The sequence below is a fragment of the Thalassotalea sp. ND16A genome (assembly GCF_000764205.1).
Taxonomy (GTDB): domain Bacteria; phylum Pseudomonadota; class Gammaproteobacteria; order Enterobacterales; family Alteromonadaceae; genus Thalassotalea_A.
Genome location: NZ_JQDZ01000009.1, coordinates 153750 through 177908 on the forward strand (window position 1 = coordinate 153750; position 24159 = coordinate 177908).

At 40.8% G+C, this 24159-nt stretch carries 19 protein-coding genes; 2 read left to right on the top strand and 17 right to left on the bottom strand.

The window, feature by feature from the left end:
• Position 1 precedes the first annotated feature (1 nt).
• From ND16A_RS16995 to ND16A_RS16970, 6 genes are all read right to left on the bottom strand, one after another.
• Positions 2-1732 (bottom strand): ABC transporter substrate-binding protein, encoded by a 1731-nt coding sequence (locus ND16A_RS16995; RefSeq protein WP_052072799.1) that lies wholly within the window; start codon positions 1730-1732, stop codon positions 2-4.
• 246 nt (positions 1733-1978) lie between these two features.
• Positions 1979-2251, bottom strand: a complete 273-nt coding sequence (locus tag ND16A_RS16990) for a DUF2160 domain-containing protein (protein ID WP_033075998.1) — start codon at positions 2249-2251, stop codon at positions 1979-1981.
• Between the two features lie 20 nt (positions 2252-2271).
• Positions 2272-3078 carry a carbohydrate ABC transporter permease gene (locus ND16A_RS16985; RefSeq protein WP_033075999.1) on the bottom strand — a complete coding sequence of 269 codons (807 nt, stop codon included), beginning with the start codon at positions 3076-3078 and terminating at the stop codon, positions 2272-2274.
• Positions 3079-3088: 10 nt separating this feature from the next.
• Complete coding sequence (locus tag ND16A_RS16980) at positions 3089-3955, bottom strand: carbohydrate ABC transporter permease (protein WP_033076000.1); 867 nt, start codon at positions 3953-3955, stop codon at positions 3089-3091.
• Positions 3952-5070, bottom strand: coding sequence for an ABC transporter ATP-binding protein (locus ND16A_RS16975; RefSeq protein ID WP_033076001.1), 1119 nt, complete (start codon positions 5068-5070; stop codon positions 3952-3954). Before ND16A_RS16975 ends, ND16A_RS16980 begins: the two co-directional genes overlap by 4 nt.
• Before the next feature lie 6 nt (positions 5071-5076).
• Entirely contained in the window at positions 5077-6165 is a 1089-nt protein-coding gene (locus tag ND16A_RS16970) for an ABC transporter ATP-binding protein (RefSeq protein WP_033076002.1), read from the bottom strand.
• Between the two features lie 582 nt (positions 6166-6747).
• On the opposite strand from ND16A_RS16970, the gene ND16A_RS16965 reads away from it, so the two are divergent.
• The gene (locus tag ND16A_RS16965; protein WP_033076003.1) at positions 6748-8622 is read left to right on the top strand and encodes a sigma-54-dependent Fis family transcriptional regulator; all 1875 of its coding nucleotides are present in this window, start codon (positions 6748-6750) and stop codon (positions 8620-8622) included.
• Here ND16A_RS16965 and ND16A_RS16960 read toward each other — a convergent pair.
• The 7 genes from ND16A_RS16960 to ND16A_RS16930 form a co-directional block, all read right to left on the bottom strand.
• On the bottom strand, positions 8599-9747 hold the full coding sequence (locus tag ND16A_RS16960; protein WP_081945423.1) for an ABC transporter ATP-binding protein: 1149 nt from the start codon (positions 9745-9747) through the stop codon (positions 8599-8601). The two genes, ND16A_RS16965 and ND16A_RS16960, sit on opposite strands and share 24 nt — an antisense overlap.
• A gap of 564 nt (positions 9748-10311) precedes the next feature.
• The gene (gene tpiA / locus ND16A_RS16955; RefSeq protein ID WP_033076004.1) at positions 10312-11073 is read right to left on the bottom strand and encodes a triose-phosphate isomerase; all 762 of its coding nucleotides are present in this window, start codon (positions 11071-11073) and stop codon (positions 10312-10314) included.
• On the bottom strand, positions 11070-12377 hold the full coding sequence (eno, locus tag ND16A_RS16950; RefSeq protein ID WP_033076005.1) for a phosphopyruvate hydratase: 1308 nt from the start codon (positions 12375-12377) through the stop codon (positions 11070-11072). Before eno ends, tpiA begins: the two co-directional genes overlap by 4 nt.
• Positions 12378-12465: 88 nt before the next feature.
• A complete protein-coding gene (gene pyk / locus ND16A_RS16945; RefSeq protein WP_033076006.1) occupies positions 12466-13911 on the bottom strand; it encodes a pyruvate kinase in 1446 nt (481 codons plus the stop codon).
• Complete coding sequence (gene gap / locus ND16A_RS16940; protein ID WP_052072800.1) at positions 13908-14951, bottom strand: type I glyceraldehyde-3-phosphate dehydrogenase; 1044 nt, start codon at positions 14949-14951, stop codon at positions 13908-13910. The genes pyk and gap overlap by 4 nt, the downstream gene beginning before the upstream one ends.
• Positions 14952-15043: 92 nt before the next feature.
• Positions 15044-16582 carry a glycerol-3-phosphate dehydrogenase gene (gene glpD / locus ND16A_RS16935; protein WP_052072801.1) on the bottom strand — a complete coding sequence of 513 codons (1539 nt, stop codon included), beginning with the start codon at positions 16580-16582 and terminating at the stop codon, positions 15044-15046.
• Between the two features lie 333 nt (positions 16583-16915).
• Positions 16916-17674 (bottom strand): DeoR/GlpR family transcriptional regulator, encoded by a 759-nt coding sequence (locus ND16A_RS16930; RefSeq protein ID WP_033076007.1) that lies wholly within the window; start codon positions 17672-17674, stop codon positions 16916-16918.
• Positions 17675-17907: 233 nt separating this feature from the next.
• Between ND16A_RS16930 and glpK the strand changes: the two genes are divergently transcribed.
• Positions 17908-19389 (top strand): glycerol kinase GlpK, encoded by a 1482-nt coding sequence (gene glpK / locus ND16A_RS16925; RefSeq protein WP_033076008.1) that lies wholly within the window; start codon positions 17908-17910, stop codon positions 19387-19389.
• Positions 19390-20445: 1056 nt separating this feature from the next.
• On the opposite strand, the gene ribBA is transcribed toward glpK, so the two are convergent.
• The 4 genes from ribBA to nrdR all read right to left on the bottom strand — a co-directional run bounded on the left by ribBA (position 20446) and on the right by nrdR (position 23890).
• Positions 20446-21555: a bifunctional 3,4-dihydroxy-2-butanone-4-phosphate synthase/GTP cyclohydrolase II gene (gene ribBA, locus ND16A_RS16920; protein ID WP_033076009.1), complete on the bottom strand. Its 1110-nt coding sequence runs from the start codon at positions 21553-21555 to the stop codon at positions 20446-20448.
• A gap of 13 nt (positions 21556-21568) precedes the next feature.
• Positions 21569-22234, bottom strand: a complete 666-nt coding sequence (locus ND16A_RS16915; protein ID WP_033076010.1) for a riboflavin synthase — start codon at positions 22232-22234, stop codon at positions 21569-21571.
• 4 nt (positions 22235-22238) lie between these two features.
• Positions 22239-23363: a bifunctional diaminohydroxyphosphoribosylaminopyrimidine deaminase/5-amino-6-(5-phosphoribosylamino)uracil reductase RibD gene (gene ribD / locus ND16A_RS16910; protein ID WP_052072806.1), complete on the bottom strand. Its 1125-nt coding sequence runs from the start codon at positions 23361-23363 to the stop codon at positions 22239-22241.
• 71 nt (positions 23364-23434) lie between these two features.
• Entirely contained in the window at positions 23435-23890 is a 456-nt protein-coding gene (gene nrdR / locus ND16A_RS16905) for a transcriptional regulator NrdR (RefSeq protein ID WP_033076012.1), read from the bottom strand.
• Between the last annotated feature and the right edge of the window lie 269 nt (positions 23891-24159).

The window sequence follows — 24159 nt, forward strand, 5'->3', positions numbered from 1 at the left end:
GTTATTCGGCGCGCCAGCTTTTTAGTAACTCATCATAAGCAATGGTTTTGCCTTGAGGTTTTTCATTACTTAGCTTGGCTTTTGGAGCACCTGGTTTATTCAACCAGTAGCTAGGATCACTCTTTTTATTCAGTTTCGGACCACATTCGCCTTGAACATTGGCACGCTCTAAACGTTGCATGACTTTGTCTTGTGCAGCGGCTAAATTATCGAGTGCTTGTTGTGGAGTTTTCTCACCACTTGCTGCTTCAGCAATGTTCTGCCACCAAAGTTGCGCCAACTTAGGATAATCTGGAACGTTAGTTCCTGTAGGAGTCCAGTTTTTACGCGCAGGGCTACGGTAAAACTCAACTAACCCACCTAATTTCGGGGCGGCATCTGTCATCGCTTGAGAGTTCAAGTCAGACTCACGAATAGGGGTTAAGCCAACTAAGGTTTTTTTCAATGAAACGGTCTTAGAAACAGTAAACTGTGCATATAACCACGCCGCTAAACGACGCTTTTCTGGTGTAGATTTCATGAAAGTCCAGGCACCAGTATCTTGATAACCAAGTTTCATCCCTTCTTCCCAATATGGACCTTTTGGTGAAGGAGCCATACGCCATTTAGGTGTACCATCTTCATTTACAACGGCTAAACCTTTATCTGTCATACTTGCAGTAAAAGCGGTATACCAAAATATTTGCTGAGCAATATTACCTTGTGAAGGCACAGGACCAGCTTCAGAGAATGTCATACCTTGTGCTTGTGGTGGCGCATAATCGTTTAACCAATCCACATATTTAGTTGTTGCAAAAACGGCTGCTGGCCCATTAGTTGCACCACCTCGAGCTACACTAGAGCCTACTGGTCGACAACCTTCTACACGAATACCCCATTCATCTACAGGTAAACCATTTGGTAACCCTTTATCACCAGCGCCCGCCATTGAGAACCAAGCATCAGTGAAACGCCATCCAAGTGACGGATCTTTTTTACCATAGTCCATATGACCATATACACGCTCACCATCAATCATTTTCACATGGTTGGTAAAGAAGTCAGCAATATCTTCATAGGCAGACCAGTTTTCTGGCACTCCTAATGCGTAACCATAACGGTCCTTGAATTGTTTCTTTAAATCATCACGAGCAAACCAATCGGCACGAAACCAGTATAAGTTAGCAAACTGTTGATCCGGTAATTGATATAATTTTCCGTCTGGTCCGGTGGTAAAGTCTAATCCGATAAAATCATCAATATCTAGTGTTGGTAGGGTATAATCTGCCGCTTCATTCTCGATCATATCTGAAATTGGAACAACTTTGCCATAGCGAAAGTGGGTGCCAATTAAATCTGAATCATTGATGTAGGCATCATAGATATTACGGCCCGATTGCATTTGAGTTTGTAATTTTTCAACGACATCACCTTCTTGGATCAAGTCATGATTAACCTTGATGCCTGTGATTTCTTCAAATGCTTTGGCCAGAACCTTAGATTCATAAGTATGTGTTGCGATGGTTTCTGACGCAACGTTGATTGTCATACCCTGGAATGGTTTAGCAGCTTCAATAAACCACTTCAGTTCTTCTAGTTGTTCATTTTTACTTAAGGTGGACTGGGTAAATTCCTTATCCAACCATTTATTTGCTGTCGTAAGAGATTGATTCGCTAACGCAGGCAAAGCTATTCCGACGCTCAGCATAGCTGCGACTAGTAATACAATCTTCTTTGGTCTATTCTCTTTCATGATAACTCTCATTTTATTTTAGATTGTGATTGATCGCTGGAAATATGTATCAATTGCTACCTTGTTCATATTTCCAGCACTTTCGTTGGTATTAGCCAACAGATAAGGCTAGGTAAATAGTTTCCGTTAACAAACGTTAATTGACTCTATTGGCTCCAGCCTTTAAACATATCGATGTTGTTAATTAAATCGATATGTTTAATTTTCCCAGCAATGACTTCCCTCATACACATTGCTAGTTTTGATTTATCCCCAGCGTAGTAATACCGCTAGCCATATAGTCGATAGCGCTAACGCAATCATCAGACTTAATTCAGTAAAGGCCAAAAATGCTAAATGAATATAAGCACTGCTCAATAGGCCAATAAAAAGTCGATCGCCTCGAGTCGTACTAATCGGAAGAAACCCTTTACGTTCTGTACAAGGAACTTTGATTTCATACACCGTCATGCACACCAGTATTACTGCAATAACACTAAAGAAGGCTGCGGTTAGTTCAGTCCATGCCATCCAATTCATAATATTTCTCCTAAAATTTCTTAAACACGGCCTAGGGCGAAACCCTTGGCAACATGATTTCGTACAAACCAAATCACTAGTATTCCAGGGATGATGGTTAAGATGCCTGCGGCAGATAATAAGCCCCAATCGATACCCGCAGCACCAACCGTTCTAGTCATAATGGCGGCAATAGGCTTTGCTTCTACAGAGGTTAACGTTCTCGCAAGTAATAACTCGACCCAAGAAAACATAAAACAGAAGAATGCCGTCACACCAATACCTGAACGGATCATCGGGAGAAAGATCCGAATAAAAAATCGTGGAAAGCTATAGCCATCAATAAACGCAGTTTCATCAACTTCACGTGGTACACCAGAGATGAACCCTTCTAAAATCCATACCGCTAACGGAACGGTGAATAGACAATGGGCAAGTGCTACTGCTATATGCGTATCGAATAAGCCTACTGACGAATAAAGTTGAAAGAAAGGCAATAAAAAAACAGCCGGTGGTGCCATTCTATTGGTCAGTAACCAAAAGAATAAGTGTTTGTCACCAACAAATTTATAGCGACTAAAAGCATAAGCTGCAGGTAACGCTACGGTTAATGTGATGACCATATTCATGCCAACATATATCATCGAATTCACATAGCCCATGTACCAACTTGGATCACTGAATATGGTAATATAATTGTCGAAGGTAAAGTTACTTGGCCACAAAGTTAGGGCACCAAGTATTTCATCATTTTGCTTAAATGACATATTGAGCAACCAATAAATAGGCGTCAATAGAAATAATAAGTAAGCGGTCATGCCTAGTGTTTTACGTTTATTCATTTGCATGGAATACTCCTTATTTTGCTTTGTCTTGAAGGTTGATGACGGTAAAGAACAGGTAACAGACTAATAACACTATTAAGTAATAAATCAGTGAAAAAGCTGCTGCAGGTCCTAAATCAAACTGACCTATTGCCATTTTAGTTAACGCCTGGCTTAGAAAAGTGGTGGAGTTACCTGGTCCGCCACCTGTCAAAACAAATGGTTCGGTATAGATCATAAAGCTATCCATAAATCGTAATAACACACCGATTACCAGCACACTTTTTAAACGGGGTAACTGAATGTAGCGGAAGATTGCCCAGCTTGATGCACGGTCGATACGTGCGGCTTGATAAAAGGCTTCCGGTATTGCTCGCAAACCCGAATAACAAAGTAAAGCAATCAATGATGTCCAGTGCCAAACATCCATTAATAGTACGGTGAACCAGGCATCGCTTGCATTTGATGCATAGTTATAATCGATGCCTATAGAATTCACGGCCCAGCCGAATAAGCCAATATCTTCACGGCTAAACGTTTGCCAGATAGTGCCGACTACGTTCCAAGGAATTAATAACGGTATGGCAACGAGTATTAAACTAACCGAAGCCATTCGACCTTTTGCTGGCATCATTAGCGCAACGGCAATACCGAGTGGAACTTCAATCAACAACACAGAAAATGAATAACTAAATTGGCGCAACAGTGAGTCAAGTAAGCGCGGGCTGCGCAACATTTCTCGATACCATTCGGCGCCAACAAAATACGCTGTATTTTGGTCAAAGATATCTTGTACCGAATAATTGACCACGGTCATGATTGGCACAATTGCCGAAAATGCCACTAGTAAAAAAACCGGTAAGACAAGCCACCATGCTTTGTTATTGGTTATCTTGTTCATGCGCTTTCTCCTTCGAACTCTTCAGGTAGTTCTACCAAGAATTCATCAACATATAGCTTCAACCACTGTTCAGGAAAACTAATGTACACTTTACCCTTTGGTACCTGTCGATCTTCTTCGAGACGAACTTTTAACTCTTGCCCGTTTAATTTTAAATCAAGTATTTTGTATGTGCCCAAGTCGGCAACATGAACAAGATCACAACAATATGCATCATGATTTGGCTCATCCCATACCTGAATGAATTCCGGACGAATTCCAACCTTGATATTGTTACTCGGAATTTTGCTAAGTAACTCAACCAGCTCAGGCTCTAAATTCACTTGCGTATTGCCAAATTGAACTCCGTTAGCACTGCGTTGTACTTCAATAAAGTTCATCCCTGGACTACCGATAAAATAGCCAACAAAAGCATGATTTGGACGTTCAAACAATTCACGTGGGCTACCAAACTGCACAATTTGGCCATCGTACATTACCGCTATTTTTTCAGCGAAAGTTGAAGCCTCTAACTGATCGTGAGTAACATAAATCATGGTGATGTTGAACTGCTCATGGATTTGCTTCAGTTTACGACGCAATTTCCATTTGAGCTGGGGGTCAATAACCGTCAATGGCTCATCAAACAGAATTGCCGAAACATCACTGCGAACTAAGCCCCGTCCCATCGAAACTTTTTGTTTCTCATCGGCGGTTAAATTACTCGCCCTGCGCTTTAAAAGTGGCGTTAGCTCAAGCACTTCAGCGATTTCATGAACCCTATGCTGTACTTGAACCTCAGGTGTTTTCATGTTGCGCAATGGGAATGCCAAATTATCAAAAACAGTCATCGAATCATAAATAACAGGAAATTGAAAAACTTGGGCAATATTACGATCTTCAGGGGGTATATGATTCACTTCAACCCCATCGAATAATACCTTGCCATTGGAAGGCGATAACAAGCCAGACATGATATTCAATAACGTACTCTTACCACACCCTGAGGGTCCAAGTAATGCGTAGGCACCACCATGTTCCCAAACATGATCCATTTCTCTAATCGCATAATCAGATGGTTTACTCGCATCTTTAGAGTAGCTATGGGCTAATGATTTTAAATGTATTTCAGCCATTATGTATTACCTCTTGGTCTGTTGAGATGCTGTTTGAATGGTATTGCCATCAAGATCAAACACTAAAAGTTTATGGGTAGGTAAATATACTTTGATTTCATCCCCAATGTGATAGCTAATTACCCCAGACAATTGAATAACCAATTCGAAATGATCATTAATCACATGCATATAAGTTTCAGAACCACTAATTTCAGCCAACTGCATGCGCATTGATAATTCCAGGTCGTCATCACTATTAGGAACTAAGCCGATATGACTCGGTAGGACACCAAATAAATAATCGCCCGGTGGGATTCGACTTAAATCTTGGTCTATTGGAAAATGTACTGATTCATCAAAGGTCACTTCATTGTTGCTTAGTCGCCCTGGAATAAGATTAATCGCAGGCTCACTATAGAGTTTTGCGGCATCAACATTTACCGGCTGACGGTACACTTTAGATGCAGGACCACTTTGTATCACGCGGCCCTCATGAAGTAGTGAAGTTACACCACCTAGCGCCAATGCTTCATTAGGTTCAGTCGTTGCGTAAATGGCAATCGTATTGCGCTCTTCAAATAAATCTCTTAATTCTGCTCTTAATTCTTCTCGTAATTTGTAATCAAGATTAACTAATGGCTCATCAAATAAAATTATACTGGCATCTTTAACTAAGGCTCGAGCCATAGAAGTACGTTGCTGTTGACCACCCGACAATTCAAGCGGGTATCGGTCTAAAAAAGGCTCAATTTGCAGGATAGCAGCGGTTTCATTAACCCGTTTAGTAATTTCAGATTCTTTGATCTTTGCCAATCGCAGTGGGGATGCAATGTTTTCCCGAACCGTTAAATTGGGGTAATTAATAAACTGCTGATAGACCATGGAAATATTTCTTTTCTGCACAGCGATATTGGTCACATCTTGACCATTCATATAGATATGTCCTGACGTTGGTTTATCTAAGCCAGCCATCAGCCGCATAAGCGATGTTTTTCCCGCGAGTGTTCGACCCAAAAGGACATTAAATGACCCTGGTTCCAATTTGAGATTAATGTCTGAAAGATAGGTATCCCCATCTACAACGTACTCTATGTTTTCTAAAACTAATGACATATGGTTGACTCCTCCTATTCATATTGGTTTTGCATAGAACTTTGCAAATTAATGAACAAAATTATTTTCATAATCCTAACGCTGCAACCTTTAAGCCAAAATGTAATAAATTTGTAAACAAATTACCACCAACCACTTAACGTATTGTTTATTAAGGGGTTAAATAGTCTTAATTGACTATTTATTCGATGTACCCGCATAAAATAACACTGTTCACACTTATCAAAAACTGTTCAAAAGTGTTCAATACATTTGGCCGTAAACAATTATTTGTGTTCATTTGAACAATTAGCACTAAATAGCCATCAATGGCGAAAACGGATAGCAAGATAAATAGGCAGAAAATAAAATGATAATTTCAGTAATGCCCACTGAAAAACAAAATAACTTAACCACTTGTTTTTTATACCATTATAAAAACAAGATGATAACAAAAAGAAAATACGACTCCTAAAAGCATACTTTTCAGTTGACTGAGATAGCTAAAACGCTTATAAATTACACTGGAAGTTGTAATTTATTGTTGAAATACACTGTTGAACACTGAACATATGCCAACATTTAAAGATTGAGGAAAATCAGGTGAGCAACAACGAACAAATAAAAGCATCTTGGAAACGCTGTGAACTTTTTGGCTTAGAGCAATCAAATCAACCTGAATTACAACGGTTAGGCGTGGGTGATCAAAACTCTCTAAACGAAGAATACTACAATTTGATCCAAACAACGGGCACTGAAGTGCTGCCTTATTACGAAAATATTCTTTCGAATACCCAGTGTTTGATCTTGCTTACCGATAACCAGGGACAGGCATTAAACAGCTGGGGAGATAAACGTTTTCTGGCTCCTCCTCAAAGAGCACTGTTTAAAAAAGGCATTGATTGGAAAGAGAAGAAAAACGGTACTAACGCAATAGGCACGGCACTGGCTTGCGGAACCGCGGTACAAATTCAACGAGATGATCATTTTCTAAAAGCTAACCGCTTTATGATAGGCTCTGCCGCCCCTATTTATGATGTGAATCGCACCTTACTCGGGGTGCTAGATATTTCTACCGATTCTTATTTACCGCAATCACATACCCTTGGCATGGTAAAATTGATGTCGCAAAGTATTGAAAACCGATTAATCATTAGTACTTTCAGTGAGGATAATTTCTTATTTACTTTTAATACAAACTTCGACAATTTAGATAGCCAATGGTCTGGTTTAATCGTATTTAATGAAGGCGGAACCATCATTTCAGCTAACCGCCGCGCTGAAATACTCCTTTGTTACGATCTTGCCTTAGCAAACATTGCAGATATCTTCGATATCAGTTTAGAACAATTTAAAAATCAACCATCTAACCTGCCTTTTTCTTTTAAAGCTATGGGCAAATACCAGATGCATGGTTTTACCAAGGCGCCAATTAAAAAAGCAATACAAGCAGTAGACTATCGCGAAAGACTTAAATCAAAACCAGATCCTGACATTATTCCTTTATCTCAATTTGGTTTCGGTGATGAAAAGGTATCTCGCTGTATTGAACAAGCTGAACGAATTATTAATAAAGACATCCCAATTTTAATACATGGCGAAACAGGCGTCGGGAAAGAAGTTTTTGTCAAAGCTTTACATCAGAGCAGCCAACGGCATAAACATCCTCTTGTTGCGGTTAATTGTGCAGCAATCCCTAGCGATCTGGTTGAGTCAGAACTTTTTGGTTATGAAAAAGGGGCTTTTACCGGGGCATCAACGAAGGGTGCTATAGGCTTTATTCGCAAAGCACATAAAGGCACTCTGTTTCTCGATGAAATTGGTGAAATGCCACTCAAGGTACAAAGTCGATTGTTACGAGTTCTACAAGAAAGAAAAGTAACCCCTTTAGGCTCAACTGAAAACTACCACGTAGATATAAAACTTATCTCGGCGACTAACCGGAGTTTGAGAGAAGATGTAGAAAGCGGGACATTTCGCCAAGATCTCTATTACCGGGTCAGTGGCTTAAACTTAGAGTTACCCTCATTACGAGAACGGACGGATAGAAAACAACTTTTCCATCAGATAAATGATATGTACAGTAATGCCGCTAATAGCCAAAAACTGTCCACAGAAATTATTAAATTATTTTCTCAACACCCATGGCCTGGTAATATCCGACAATTAGTTAGTGTGATCCAAATTGCACAGGCTATGTCTGATGGAAACGTCATCGAAACAAAACATTTGCCCGATGATTTTTTTGAAGATATCAAGCAAACTAATAGTTATCAAAAGACCGAAGATAATATTCACCATGGACAAGCTGATGTAACGTCTGAGCCGATAGCAACTCGTGATGATAGCGTAGACAATCAAACCGAACTCATTAATACCTTTCATCAAAATAAAGGCAACATATCAAAAACGGCGAAAGCTTTAAATATTAGCCGCAACACTCTATATAAACGACTAAAAGAATTTGGCGTTCGTTAAGTCAAACTCACTGTATTGATAAGATTTACTCTCTTGAAACGGTAAAGAGGGCGCTTGAATCAAATTGTCATCCATGTCAAAAATAAAAAATTTATGAACCGGGATGTAAACTTTTATTGGTGTATCGGTATTATATTCGTGTACTCCAGCAAGGTGCATCACTAAATTAAAATGATTATTAGATACTCTGATGATGGTTTCAGAACCACTAATTTCAGCCAAATCAACTCGCATAGACATTTCGATATCATCGTCATTCGTTGGTACAAATTTCAGGTGACTCGGCCGAATACCAAAACGATAATTTCCACCCGGTAAAGCATCAATTTGTCGATTTAATGGAAACCGTAAAACATCTGCAAATATAACTTCGTTGTCTGCAATGCAAGCGTCTATGATGTTAATTTCTGGATCGCTACAAAATTTCGCGGCATTAACATTACAAGGCCGGTTATAAACATCTGCAGCTAAGCCCATTTGAATAACCTGACCTTCGTGCATTAATATTGTTGTACCTCCTAACGCCATCGCAACTTTAGGGTTAGTGGTTGCGTATATGGCAATGGTATTTCGAGTAGCTAACAAATTTCTTATTTCGCTGCGTAATTCTTCCCGCAGTTTATAGTCAAGATTTACTAAAGGTTCATCCAATAAAATTATGCTCGCGTCTTTTACTAAGGCACGTGCCATCGCGGTTCGTTGTTGTTGACCACCTGACAGTTTTTGCGGATAGCGGTCTAGGCAAGATTCAATGTGCAATAATTTGGCAACAGAATTAACTTTGCTTGCAATTTCTTCTTTTTTAAGTCCTGCAACTCGCAAAGGAGAAGCAATATTGTCTCTGACCGTTAAATGAGGATAATTAATGAATTGATGGTGAACCATAGAGACATTACGTTGCTGCACTGGCACATTCGCCGCATCGACACCATTTATTAAAATACGACCTTTAGAAGGAGTTTCTAGTCCTGCAATTAACCGCATCAAAGTCGATTTACCGGCTTTTTTAGCTCCTTTCTTGCCTAAAATTACGTTGAAGGAACCGGGTTTCAATGTAATATTTACATTACGGATACGCGTTTCACCGTCCATCTCGTGCCATAGGTTTTCCAAAACTATCGACATTGGGCTACTCTATTATTTTCTATTATTTATTAACATGAACATACTATGATAATTGCCCTGAACTGTCAGCGCATATATTCATGGTACTTGATCATAATCAAATTATCACCCTTTTACTCAGCCAACGGAGCTTCCTATAGAGAAATCATAAAAGTTTGTTTTTATATCATCATTACGTAAACGTATATTGTCAGTTTGAAACCGATTAATCTTTGCCATAAATATTAAAAAAGGCTGTTAATTTAACATTAAAAGCCTCAATCAATTCGAACTGTAAAGTTAACCTTATATACCCGTCACCATTCAAGATGCAGGTTTCAGAGCGCTTGAGCGATTCCAATCCAAGGCGCATCTATACAGTAATGGTTATTCCCTTACAAATAGATGCAACGAAGAAGTGGGATTGCTCAAACGCTTCTTCGATGGGTTTAAAAGTGATTTATGCAGCGCTATGAATTTTAACAATGGAATAACCATTCTCTAAATTTAATACCTTGCCTAAATCACTTTTAATTCCCACTGAAATCCTGCACTTTGAATGGCGACGGGTATATGCACATACGGTTAAAATATCTCATTAGTGGCTTGGCATATTTTTACAAATTCATCACTATTGAGTGAAGCGCCGCCAACTAAACCACCATCAATATCCTGTTGCATAAACAACGCCTGGGCATTGCTCGCATTAACACTGCCTCCGTAAATAATGTGAATGCGGTTAGCAATGTTTACATCGTACTCAGCTAACTGATGACGAATGTTAGCATGCACTGCTTGTGCTTGTTCAGGGGTTGCGGTTTCGCCAGTGCCTATCGCCCAAACGGGTTCATAAGCAACCACGGCTTGAGCGAACGCTTCAATACCCACTTGCTCAATTACGGTTTTTATTTGCTTAGCAATCACTGAAAATGTTTCACCGCATTGACGTTGTGACAGCGTTTCCCCGACACACAGTACCGGCCTAATGTTCGCCTTAACTGCCGCGGAAAACTTATCGGCTATTTGTGCATCATTCTCGTGATAAAGTGCTCTTCGCTCCGAATGCCCGAGCAATACAAAACAGCAACCAAGTTCACCCAACATTGACGTTGAAATTTCCCCCGTATAAGCACCTGATTGAAATTCACTGACATTTTGAGCGCCATGCTTAATCTTGGTTTTTGATAACTGCTGCTTTACCTGTGCCATGTACAGTGATGGAGGGCAAACAACAATCTCGATGCCTTCGATAGTAATAAGTGATGTACTTATGGTATTCAACAGTTTTTCATTCTCGGTTAAACTGCCATTCATTTTCCAATTACCGATGATCAGAGGCTGCCTCATAACTGATAACCCGCTTGACCATAAACTTCCGCCAGTCCGTTATAACTATGTTGACCACTAAGTTCTTCTTCAATACGCAACAAACGATTGTACTTAGCAACACGATCAAAACGAGATAAAGAGCCTGTTTTAATTTGTCCGGTGCAAGTCGCAACCGCTAAGTCAGCAATAGTGGTATCTTCCGTTTCACCAGAACGATGTGAAATCACCACAGTATAACCTGCAGATTGAGCCATATTAATGGCCGCAAAGGTTTCTGTTAAGGTGCCAATTTGATTAAACTTTATCAGGATAGAATTTGCAATTTTCATTTCGATGCCTTGATTCAGAATTTTTGTATTGGTAACAAAAAGATCATCTCCGACTAACTGAATCTTATCCCCTAACCTTTTCGTTAAATACTCCCAACCTTGCCAATCACTTTCATCCAGACCATCTTCAATGGAAACTATCGGGTATTTTTCGGTTAATTCCGCCAAATACTCAGAAAACCCTATGGCATCAAACGATTTATTTTCACCGGAAAGTTGATAACGCCCTTGTTGATAAAACTCACTCGCCGCACAATCCAGGGCAAGGGTAAAGTCTTGCCCTAGATGATATCCGGCCTGCTCAACCGCTTCTTTAATCACCACCAAGGCTTCTTCATTAGATGCTAAGTTTGGCGCAAAGCCCCCTTCATCACCAACGGCAGTATTGAGTCCTCGTGCGGCTAAGACTTTTTTCAGTTGTTGAAAAACTTCGGCGCCCATGCGCAAGCCATCACGAAAGTTTTTTGCGCCCACGGGTTGGATCATAAATTCTTGTATATCAATATTATTATCCGCATGCTCACCGCCATTAATGATATTCATCATAGGCAACGGCAAGGATAACTCTTCTGTACTACCGTACAAGTCAGCCAAGTGTTGATATAGTGGTAACTCTCTTGCCAAGGCCGCGGCTTTAGCAACCGCCAGTGAAACAGCGAGAATGGCGTTAGCGCCTAAACTAGATTTATTCTCAGTACCGTCAAGCTCAATCAAGGTTTGGTCAATCGCGTGTTGATTTAACGCATCAAATCCAAGCAAGGTTTGGTTAATCGGTCCGTTAATCGCAGCAACCGCTTTTAATACACCTTTACCATGAAAGCGTGTATTGTCACCATCTCTGAGCTCCAATGCTTCTCTCGATCCGGTCGAGGCACCCGATGGTGCACAGGCCGTCCCCACTAAGCCAGAGGTTAACACAACGTCAGCTTCTACGGTAGGGTTACCGCGAGAATCAAGAATTTCTCTAGCAATAATTTTACTGATATTAGTCATATTTTTGCCTCTGTATACACAGTGTTTATCTGTGAAAAATAGTTGTTTTCACCAGCCAGAAATTAACCTTGCTGACCCGCATTTGTGATTAACCTTTTACTCGCACTATGTTCATTGCATTAGTGCCACCATGCACATTACAAAAATCGCCTTTAGAAATGATGACCCAATCGCCTTCGACAACTTCACCTCGACCCACTAATTCATTCACCACACTTTGGTTAACTTGCTCAAAAGAGATAGTGTCGAAGTCATAAGTCACTGGCACAACACCTCGATAAAGAGCGACTCGATTTTCCGTTTTTTGTTGGTGAGTAAAAGCAAACACTGGAATACGTGAACTAATACGTGACATCAATAATGGGGTATTTCCGGTCTCAGTTAAGCTAATAATAGCTTTTACGCCGGATAAGTGATTGGCAGTGTACATAGTTGCCATTGCTACGGATTCGTCGGCGGCAGTAAAATTTTCGTGTAAGCGATGTTCAGAGACATGAGATTGAGGGTGACATTCTGCCCCCATAATAATCCTGTCCATCGCCTCAACGGCTTCGACCGGAAAACCACCCGCAGCAGTTTCACCGGATAACATCACCGCGTCGGTGCCATCCAATACGGCATTCGCTACATCAAACACTTCAGCTCGTGTTGGTAACGGGCTTTCTATCATCGATTCCATCATTTGTGTTGCGGTAATAACTACTTTTTGCAAAGCACGGGAGCGTTTGATCAAATGCTTTTGTACCGCAATAAGCTTTGCATCACCGATTTCGACACCTAAATCACCGCGAGCCACCATAACCACATCAGAGGCGACAATAATGCTATCGAGTAAATCGTTATCCGCCACCGCTTCAGCACGTTCAATTTTAGATACTATGTCAACTCGACCGCCATTACTTGCTTTATGGTAAGCCGCTCGTGCTTGATGTAAATCGTCTGGGCAACGAACAAAAGATACCGCCAAATAATCAACGTTAATTTGCGCTGCCAATTCGATATCATTAAAATCTTTTTCGGTTAAAGCACCTGCAGAAAGGCCTCCGCCTTCACGATTTATGCCTTTGTTGTTTGACAACTTACCTGCCACAACGACGCTGGTTTCGATACAACTGCCGTTAATTGCTTCCACTTGCAGTACGACTCGCCCATCGTCTAATAATAAACGATCTCCCAGCACGACTTCCTCAGGCAAACTGGTGTAGTCCAACCCTACTTGATATTGATTACCGGCCGTTTTATCTAGGGATGCATCAAGATTAAAACGGTCACCCAGGTTAAGCGTTATCGGTCCAAGCTTAAATTGTGCAATGCGGATTTTTGGACCTTGTAAATCTCCTAAAATGGCGACGGTTCGGCCATTTTTATGCGCAAATTCACGCACCAAATCGGCACGTAGTTGATGATCTTCTGCTTTACCATGAGAAAAGTTTAAACGAACGACATTAACACCCGCTAGGATCAATCGTTCAAGCACCACGGGATCGTCTGTTGCAGGACCAAGAGTTGCAACTATTTTGGTACGTCTGATCATGCGGCATCTCCTGTTAAATTTTTAGTATCAATACGACACGCGGCCATCAAGGCCAGCGTATTATCGAGCATACGATTAGAGAAGCCCCATTCATTGTCATACCAAGCCATTACTTTGATTAAGCGACCGTTAACACGTGTTTGTGTCGCATCAAAGTTTGACGACTCTGCAATATGGTTAAAATCAACCGAAACCAGTGGTTCTTCGTTATACGCTAGTACGCCTAACATGGGTCCTTGCGCTGCAGCTTTGATACTATTATTGATTTCTTCAAGAGTGGTATCGCGACTCGCTATAAAAGTGAAATCGACCAAGGATACGTTTACCGTTGGCACACGTACTGCCATGCCATCGAGTTTACCGTCTAATTCAGGCAACACTAAGCCAACCGCTTGCGCTGCGCCAGTTTTGGTTGGGATCATCGATTGAGTTGCTGAACGTGCTCGATAAATATCACTATGATAAACATCGTTTAAATTTTGATCATTGGTGTAGGCATGCACCGTTGTCATCGAACCTTGCTCAATACCTATCGCATCATTTAGTACTTTGGCAACGGGAGCCAGACAATTGGTAGTACACGATGCATTTGAAATGATCTGACTTTCAGCCGTTAAAACATCGTCGTTTACGCCATAAACAACCGTAGCATCGGCATCATTAGCCGGGGCTGAGATAATCACTTTTGTCGCCCCGGCTTCAATATGTCCCATGGCTTTATCGCGACTGGTAAAAAAACCAGTACACTCATAAACCACATCAATGTTCATTTTTTGCCAAGGCAATTGACGCGGATCGCGCTCGGAAAGCGTGACGATTTCGTCGCCATTAATAATAATATTCTCACCTTTAACTGCTACTGAGCCAGGAAAACGACCATGTACTGAATCATACTTGGTAAGATGGGCATTAAAGGCCGTATCGCCTAGATCATTAATCGCCACGATTTCAATATCGTTACGATAATTAGATTCATACAGTGCTCGTAAAATGTTACGGCCAATGCGACCATAACCGTTTATTGCTACTCGAATTGTCATAAATTTTCTCTGTTTGTTGTTTAAAGACTAGCGTTAGACCGTATGAAACGAGCCAACGCTATTGCTTTACTTGGGCAGCTATGATGGATAAGCTAGGCCTGTTTTAGTTGTAATTTATCCGATAAATCTACGGTGCTGTTGTCGGTATAACTTGCAATAAAATTCGCCAAAGCAATTTTTTCTACTTGGGTTAACTGCAAGCTTAGTTTGCTGCGACGCCAGATTATGTCTTCCATATCAAGCGCCCATTCGTGTTCGATTAAATACTCAACTTCTCGTTGATAAAGACCCGCGCCAAAATGTTGGCCCATTTCATCAAGCGAGTTAAGACCAGCACAAATTTCGTGACTTAACATGCCATAGGAGCGTACATAACGATTGATTATTTTAGGTGGTAACCAGTTGTATTGACGTTGCAGGCTAGTTTGTAAATTGTGTTGATTGTCAAAATCGCCACCTGGCAACGCGGCATCAGCTGTCCAACTTGCCCCAGCGTCAGGAAAATGTTCAATAATGCCGTTTACTGCTGCTTCAGCAAGTTTACGATAGGTAGTGATCTTGCCACCGAATACTGACAATAAAGGCGCTTTTCCTTGGGGGGAATCCACTTCAAAGGTATAATCGCGAGTGACTGCTTCCGGCGAGTCTGATTCGTCATCAAGTAACGGACGTACTCCAGAATAAGTTGCAACAATATCTTTGGTCGATATTTGATGCTTAAAGTGCCCGTTGACTACAGAAATTAAATAGTCAGTTTCTTCTTTTGATATACATGCCGTGGCCGGATCGCCTATATGCTCTACATCAGTAGTACCGATCAGAGAAAAGTCATCTTCATAAGGAATAACAAAGACAATACGGTTATCTTCATTCTGTAAAATATATGCCTGCGACTCAGTATGAATACGCGGTACTATGATGTGACTACCTTTAATCAAACGAATTTGTTTAGGTGAACGAGTTTTCAATGCGTCATCAAAAAAGCTGGTCACCCATGGACCTGCAGCATTTACTAAGGCTTTAGTTTTAACAACCTGTTGTTGACCAGTTAAATTATCGTGTAAGGTTACTTCCCAAATATCACCCACTCTCTTAGCGTTAGAACAACGGGTGCGTGTCATAATACGTGCGCCTTTATCTCTCGCGGCTATGGCATTTAGCACCACCAAACGAGCATCATCAACCGAGGCATCAGAATATTCGAACCCCTTAGTTATTTCATCAACGACAGGACTGTTTTTACCAAATTTAATGCCATGCGAACCTTTTAATGTTACGCGTTTAGCTAAGTGATCATACATAAATAGACCTATTCTGATCATCCATGACGGGCGTAAATGTCGGCGATGAGGTAATCGAAAACGTAATGGTCTTATAATATGAGGAGCATTTTTCAATAGCACTTCTCGTTCAGCAAGAGCTTCTCGCACTAAACGAAATTCATAATATTCCAAATAACGAAGACCACCATGAATGAGCTTACTGCTATTTGACGAGGTGGATGATGCTAAATCATTCATTTCGCAAAGTAAGACATTTAATCCTCTACCCGCGGCGTCGGCAGCAATACCTACACCGTTGATCCCTCCTCCAATGACCAATAGGTCATGAATATCATTTTTTCCGTTCATAGAATTCTCTTTTTATGTGCCAAGAAGAATTTCGACTTTAAGTCTAACTTGCTGAGCACTTACCTTTATCTAATGTTCAAATGTTGATTTTCTGTACAATACCCCTAAATCGAACATATATCAACAAAAAAACGAATATAAACGAACATTTGTTTTTAATTGAATACGACAATAATAATTACAAAAAGAAATGCTGATACGGAAAAAGGCGATTAACTGATGAGTTGAGTGAAAATGTGACCAACGAAAAGAAAATTTTGAGACAGATAGTTACCCAGTGTTGCTTGGCAAAACTAGATGCATTGATGATGCAGCTGAATGAAATGGCCAGACTTACACTAAATGTAAGTTTACGTTATGCTCTAATAGAATTTGTTGTATCTCTGAGGGTGGCGTAGCATCCGTGAAAAAATGGTTTGCTTGATTAATGTTACCTAATCGAACCATAGCATTGCGACCAAACTTTGTGTGATCAGCGGCTAAAAGCACTTGCCTCGAGTTTGCGATAATCGCTTGCGCTACTCTAACTTCTCGGTAATCAAAATCTAAAAGTGAGCCTTGTAAATCAATACCACTGATACCAATAATGCCAAAATCCATGCGGAATTTTTTGATGAACTCTTCAGTCGTTTCGCCAATAACGCCACCATCTCTGTGCCTAACCTCGCCACCAGCTATGACCACCGAAAAGTCTTCTTTGGCGCCAAGAATTGAAGCTACATTTAAGTTATTGGTTACTATCTGCAGGCCTTGATGTTCCAACAAAGCACGTGCAATGGTTTCAGTTGTGGTGCCAATATTAATAAAAAGGGATGCACCATTAGGTATCATACGAACCAACTCCGCGGCAATCTTTTCCTTGGCTTGAAGATCCATGATTTTTCGTGTTTGATAATCCGTGTTCACGGTACTAGACTCTATCCCGGCACCACCATGATGACGGGAAATTTTCTGGACTTTTGCTAATTGATTAAGGTCACGACGAATGGTTTGCGGCGTCACTTTAAAATGATCTACCAACTCGTCAATAGTGACAAAACCACTTTGGTGAATTTTTTCAAGAATTAATGCTTGGCGTTGCTGTTGAGTCATTATATTTATACTTTACCGGTTAGAACACTCAATTTTGATACAAAGCACTTTGAATTAAAAAGAACATTGCAGCGATAACTTAGCTATTTTGCCAGTATTTTTGACATTAGAAAACAATTTTAGCAAATATTACAATTTATGATATTGTAATTATTTCATAAAGGTTATAAAGTGAACATATTCGAACCTTAATGAAAACTTAATGGAAGTTTAACAAACAACCTGGATTTTGCATGACTGACTATATTCTGGCTATTGATCAAGGCACAACAAGCTCTCGAGCGATTTTATTTAATAACGAAGGTCGAAGTGTGTTTTCTGCCCAAGAAGAATTCCCCCAACTTTTTCCCAATGATGGTTGGATTGAACACGAACCGAATGATATATGGCAAACAGTAAAGCGTACCTGCCAAAACGTTATTGCCAAAATTGATGAAAATTGTGATGCGGTTAAAGCCATTGGCATTACTAATCAACGAGAAACCACTCTGATATGGGATAGAAAAACTGGCGAGCCGGTATATAACGCTATTGTCTGGCAAGATCGCCGCACCAGTGAATTTTGTCAGCAATTAAAATCTGATGATTTTGAAAACGTCATCAGTGAAAAAACAGGGTTGCTGATCGACCCCTATTTTTCAGCAACAAAAATACGTTGGATCCTTGACAATATACCCGGTGTTCGAACGCGAGCTGAAAATGGTGAATTGGCGTTTGGCACCGTTGATAGTTATCTGTTATGGAAGTTAACCGGAGGCAAAGAGCATAGAACAGATGCAACAAATGCGTCACGTACCATGCTCTTTAACATACATACCCAAGCATGGGATGATGAACTGTTAAGCATATTCGGTATCCCTCATTCGCTGTTACCTGAGGTGATGGACTCTTCTGATAACTTCGGCATGACTGATAAAGAAATCATGGGAAGTGAAATGCCTATTTTAGGTATTGCCGGCGATCAACAAGCAGCACTATTTGGTCAAACCTGCTTTCGTGAGGGGATGGCGAAAAGTACCTATGGTACTGGTTGTTTTATGATAGTAAATACCGGTGATAGCCCTTTAAAGTCGGAGAACAGGTTATTATCAACCGTCGCTTATCGTCTTAACGGTAAAGTGACCTATGCATTGGAAGGTAGTATATTTATCGCCGGTGCGACCATTCAATGGTTACGAGATGGCTTAAAACTCATTGATGCTGCGGGGGAAACAGAACCTCTAGCCCAGAAAACACCCGTAGATCATGGCGTTTATTTAGTGCCTGCATTTACTGGGTTGGGGGCACCGTATTGGGATCCCAATGCCCGTGGTGCCATCTTTGGTTTGACTCGAGATACTGGCATTAAAGAAATTGTTACCGCTGGTTTACAATCGGTTTGTTATCAAACCAAAGATTTACAAAAAGCGATGGAAAGTGATGGTGAACGACCCATTGCATTACGTGTGGATGGCGGTATGGTGGCAAATAATTGGGTGATGCAATTTCTTGCTGACATATTGGGGGCAACAGTAGACAGGCCCGAAGTGACCGAAACTACAGCACTGGGGGCAGCCTACCTTGCCGGACTGAAAGCAGGGATGTTTAATTCTTTGGAGGATTTAGAGTCTTTGTGGTTACGGGAAAAACGCTTTGAGCCTACATTTGATAAATCTAAACGCGATAGCTTATATGACGGATGGCAACATGCTGTACGACGTGTTCAAAGTGACTAAAAAATTACATTGATTGAGCGTTATAAACCAACCTCTGGGAAGGGTAGTTATTCCCCAGAGGTCATTTCCCCCGATGAATATATTACTATTAACAGAAGTTTGGACTGATCTGATCCAGTCAGATCACACGCTTTTCTTTTATATTTACAAACTCAATTGGCGACATATCATTTAAAGTCTTATGCAGCCGTTCAGAGTTGTAATATTTAATATCCTTTGCACCGTTAATTTGCTTACCTATTTTGAGTGAGATGATATACATCTAACAACCATTCATTTTTTTAGCTACCGAAAAACCTCTCCACAACGGCATTATCTATACAATCACCTAAACACTCATTGATACAATAGTATTTCGACGATTATGAAAGCTCTGAAAACGCTTACTACATTGTGAGGCATTGTCACTATGAAACATCAAACCAGTTTTAGCTTGGCGTAAGTTAACTGCCACTTGAAACTCCCTCATCGTTATGCATCTGTCATTCGTTAATTCATAGGTCAGCTGTCTATCATATAGCGTAAGCGACAATAGATATTGGTGCTGACCCACTAGTACCAAAAAGTGATACTTCAGGGGCAGACAAAAAAGGTATCTTCCATATATCTCATTTGAAATATGATGCCGCGAAGGATGTTTATAGTTGTCCAGCAGGTAAAGAACTAGCAAAGGCTCGAAGCGGAATGGATAGTGGGTTACTAAAAGGTTTTTACTAGGATTATGTGGCGTGTCGTGATTGTTCTATTTCAGCTTTAAAAAGAAGATATAGCTCAATTTGAAAATTTTGGTTTGCTACGCTCACCCAATATTAACAGCAGAATAAATTAGTAATATCTAAAGGTATTTTCACACAGTCTGGGCACCTTTGACACGTTCGAGGTGATCCCAAAACAAGTTTGGAATTGCGTTTTACCTTAACTTCATGATGGTCGTAAATTAGCTCTGAGTTGCAGTTACAACCTGATTATGTTCAGCATTAGTTAAGATTCAAAAGTAAAAAAACCCGAATAGATATTCAGGTTTATGTTTTTAACAGCACTTGTAATTAAACAAACTTAGTCAGAGATGTATTCAACAATCTCTAAGCCAAAGCCTGATAAAGAGTGGTATTTGGTTTGTGAGCTAAGTAAACGCATTTTATGTACGCCAAGGTTTGCTAGAATTTGTGATCCAACACCGACGTTACGTGAGCCAACATGTTTGTTTACTTCGTTGATTTCAATACCCTGATCTTGCTTGTCGTATTTCTCAACTTGTTGAATGAGTTGTTGCGGTGATTCGTGTTTGCCCAGTAAGACCAGAACACCACCTTCTTTGCCTATTTTTTCCAGCGCATGGCCTATTGGCCAAGTGTTTTTACTGTCACGAGTCGAGAATAATAAATCTCGGAAAGTGTTTTCTAAATGCACTCTAACTAGCGTTGGCTGATCAGCTTTGATCTCACCTTTAGTTAAGGCAAAATGCGTTTGACCGTCGATGGTATCGGTGAACGATACTAAATCAAACTCACCAAATTGAGTCGGAAGTTTGCATTCGCTTACTCGAGTAATCGTAGTTTCGGTGGTATTACGGTACTCGATTAAATCGGCAATGGTGCCCATTTTTACATCGTGTTTTTTGGCGATAATTTCTAAATCAGGACGGCGCGCCATGGTGCCATCTTCATTCAGAATTTCAACAATTACCGCTGCCGGTTCACAGCCTGCCATGCTCGCCAAATCAACACCAGCTTCGGTGTGACCAGCGCGGTTAAGTACACCGCCGTCTTTGGCAATAAGCGGGAAGATATGACCCGGTTGGACTATGGAGCGCTTATCGGCATCTTTATCACAAGCCGCTAATACCGTAGTTGCTCGGTCTGCCGCCGAAATACCTGTGGTTACACCACGAGCGGCTTCAATTGACACGGTGAAGTTAGTGGTGAATTGCGCATCATTTTTATCTACCATTAATGGTAAATCTAGCTTCTCACATTTTTCACGAGACATGGGCATACAAATTAAGCCGCGGCCATGGGTTGCCATAAAGTTAATCGCTTCAGGCGTTACTTTTTCAGCAGCCATGATGAAATCGCCTTCATTTTCACGATCTTCATCATCCATCAAGATAACCATTTTACCTAACGCGATATCTGCAATGATCTCTTGTGGGGTATTTAATTTCATTTGAACCTCTAATTTATTTGATAAAACCGCTATTTAATAACAACTCTTTACTTATACCGGAACTGGTAGCTTGATTGCAGTCCTGTTCGCGACAAAATAATAACCTTTCTATATAACGAGCAATTAAATCGACTTCTAAATTCACCAATTGCCCTACTTTGTATGTACTAATAATAGTTTGTTCTGTGGTGTGCGGCACTATGGTTAAACGAAACTTGTTTTCATCAACACTGTTCACCGTAAGTGATGTTCCATCTACGGTAATAGAGCCTTTCTCTGCCACGTATTGCTTTAGGTTATCGGCTAACTCGATCCAATATTCAATCGAATTACCCACAGTGTTTATTGCTGTTATTTTTCCAATACCATCAACATGGCCACTGACCATATGGCCGCCAAAACGTGTGGTGGGTAGCATGGCTTTTTCAAGGTTTACCTTGGTGCCAGATGCATAATTGGTAAATCCAGTACGGGTTAACGTTTCTTTTGAAACGTCGGCGCTATAACTTGCGTCATCTAAATCAACCACCGTTAAACAGATGCCGTTGGTGGCGATAGAATCGCCCAACTTCACATCACTGAGATCTAAGTTGCCACTGGCAATCATCACTCGAGCACCTGACGCGTTCAGTTTGATCGATTTTACTTTGCCTACTGCTTCAATAATTCCGGTAAACATTCACTTAGTGCCTTTGTATTTTATTTGTGTTTTCAACGTTACTGATAATACGTATGTCTTTACCGATCATGCGTATATCTTGAATTTCAAGTTCTATGGCATCGACTAAATGGTTTAATGATTTGATATCAAATAAACCCAGGGCATTTTCACCCATAAGTTTCGGCGCTTGATACATTACCAGTTCATCAACTAATCCTGATTGAAGAAATGCCCCCGCCAGGCGAGCACCGCTTTCTAACCATAAGTTGTTAAAGCCCATTTCGGCAAGTTTTGCCACTAACTCCGTTAAGTCGGCCTTGCCCTTATGTTCGGCAACGCGACTCTTTTTCACCACTAGCTGTTTTACAAAATGTGGCCACTGATGGCATTTTTCAAGTGCTGTACGCACTAAAATTATCGATGTATGTTGATTAAATAACGCCAACTCTGGTGTTAACCGGTTTTGTGTATCAATGATCACCCTTACCGGTTGTCTAACTTGCTGCTCTTCGATGTCATTTACGGCAAAACCTAATTCCTGATAACGTACATTTAAGTTGGCATTATCGGTTATCACCGTATCGGCACCGCTAATTATCGCGCAACTTTTGGCGCGATAGCGCTGTACATCCTGACGAGCTTCGCTACCGGTGATCCACTTACTTTCACCGTTACTCATTGCCGTTTTGCCATCAAGGCTAGCTGCCACTTTGCAACGAACTAATGGCATACCGGTTTGCATACGTTTGATAAAACCAGGGTTTAACGCCATTGCAGCTTGTTCAAGCACCGCCACCTTAGTACTGATGCCGGCATCTTCCAGCATTTTGATACCACGACCAGAAACCAAAGGGTTTGGGTCTTGCATAGCTATCACTACATGACTTACGCCTGCCTCAATTAACCCTTTGGCACAGGGTGGTGTGCGGCCAAAGTGGCTGCATGGCTCCAATGTGACATAGGCGGTTGCGCCTTTAGCATTGCTGCCAGCGGCTTTTAAGGCATTAACTTCGGCGTGACCTTCGCCTGCTTTTTGATGCCAGCCTTCGCCAATCATCTGATCATCTTTTACTAATACACAGCCAACGGCCGGATTAGGTGATGTCGTATATTCACCTTTTTTTGCCAGCGCAATGGCTCTTTGCATGAAGAGTTCATCAATGTGTTGCTGTTTATCCACAACGTTTTCCTACGCTCTTAATAATAGTATTCCTGATATTAATCATCATCGCCTAAGCGAGCAATTTCTTCGCCAAACTCACGAATGTCTTCAAATGAGCGATATACCGAAGCAAAACGAACATAAGCCACTTTATCCAGAGCTTTCAACTCATCCATAATGATGTTGCCGAGCATTTCACTAGATATTTCGCGCTCACCCGTTGCCCGTAATTTCGATTTTAATGTATTTATCGATAACTCTATTTTTTCGATGCTCACCGGACGCTTTTCTAAGGCTCGTAATAAACCAGTGCGCATTTTTTCTTCATTAAAGGGTTCTCGTGAGCCATCTCGTTTAATGATCCTCGGCATGACTAATTCTGCCGATTCAAAGGTGGTATAACGTTCGCGGCACTCCAGGCACTCTCGGCGGCGTCTAACTTGATGGCCGTCTGAAACCAGTCGTGAGTCGATGACTTTAGTATCAGTAGCGGAACAGAATGGACAATACATAAGCCTCTCGATGTTATGCTAATAAATTGATTTGTTTTATTATTTGGATAATTTGCTGTGATTATATATCAATCCGCACGGCTCCACCATCTAAGGATTAGCGATATTAATTTTTCGTTTGCTTGTAATTAGGCGAGGTTGAAACCTGAAGTATCCCCACAAATATTTGAGTAAGTGTTTGAAATCTGGTTAAATTAATTTCACCACAAAACAGAAATAACCAAACTTCAAACACTATGCGACCATTTTCAAACTTTTTTACCCAAGAA